General features: G+C 36.8%; 2 protein-coding genes. Both read left to right on the top strand.

Annotated features, from left to right (window positions below; translation table 11 throughout):
* A partial coding sequence (locus ACFIQE_RS10595) for a hypothetical protein (RefSeq protein WP_375707724.1) occupies positions 1–488 on the top strand: 488 nt, incomplete at its 5' end.
* A gap of 105 nt (positions 489–593) precedes the next feature.
* Positions 594–848, top strand: a complete 255-nt coding sequence (locus ACFIQE_RS10590) for a hypothetical protein (protein ID WP_375707723.1) — start codon at positions 594–596, stop codon at positions 846–848.
* The last annotated feature ends 314 nt before the right edge of the window (positions 849–1,162 follow it).

The following is a 1,162-nucleotide window of genomic DNA, read 5'->3' as shown; positions in this document are numbered from 1 at the left end:
AACCAAACGGACGTATATCACGTGCAAAAGCACCGCGTGAAGCCGTTGATAAATTGGCAATAGAAATGCGTGCAAAGCGCTTCGGTTTAACGCTACAGGAGGCAAAAAATCCACTTTCTGGGTCTTATATCGGGCGTCTTTGTTTACAAGGCGTGATTACTCAAGAGCAATATGATGCCGCGCAACAGTACCTACAGATAAGAAATAATTACCTTTGTGCAAAAGGCTTGCCTAATGCAATTTATGACGAAATGCCATCATCTTCTGATGATAAAGCAAGAGACAAGTGGGTAGCATTTGCAACAGAGCAGTTTATAAACATGCAAGAGGCACTAAAAGAAGCCCAATGCCTCTATAGACAGTATAATCTTCATGCTGCGTTACAGTCCCTCGTTATAGAAGATCAAATGCTACCACACCTTGTGAATTCATTACGCGTTGCTCTTAATGTGCTTCAGAAGCACTTTTGCAAAAATAACTATCAATAGAATATGAAGGGAATGGCAATAACAGCTAAGACGGTCATTATTGTAAATAAAAACGCAGGAATCTTTAACCTAAATCTCCAGAGTATGTTAATCGGAAGAGACATTATGGTGATTATTATAAAGCCTATTACGAACCATTCTATTGTCTGCCTTTTTTTTAAACGACGCTTCAATATTTCATTATACTTTTCCTCATTAGTAGCAATTAGTTTAAATTTATCTCTAGGAAGTCCTTCAGTAGGAGGTATTTCTTTTGAATCAACACAAGCAATAAAAGAAGATGGATTTCGTACATCACGCAAAACAGGAATTTGGCCATCTGGGCATAGTTTTAAATACCTATCTTCTGCTAATGATTGACTACTTATATGGCTAGTGAATAAGATACTTATTATTCCGAATAAGGCAATTTTCTTTAAATACGATAATAACATTAGATTTTATCTTGTTTTTCATTGTAGCATCTTCGCTTCATACAGATTCCCTTTGAAATTATCAATATGTGTTATTTTTATGTTGACAAAGTGTAGCAAATCGTATTTAATGACAGCACTGTACTTGGTCGTATTGTGTCTAAACGAGGGACAGTGCAGTTTGGAATCCCCGCAAATGCGGGGTTTTTTATTATCTGGAGGGCGTATTTTATGACATCAGAAAATACACAGCAGGCTCCA

This window comes from Bartonella sp. AA1HLJMS (genome assembly GCF_042197445.1).
In the GTDB taxonomy this organism is placed as follows: domain Bacteria; phylum Pseudomonadota; class Alphaproteobacteria; order Rhizobiales; family Rhizobiaceae; genus Bartonella.
This window is presented reverse-complemented; position numbering and strand designations above follow the sequence as displayed.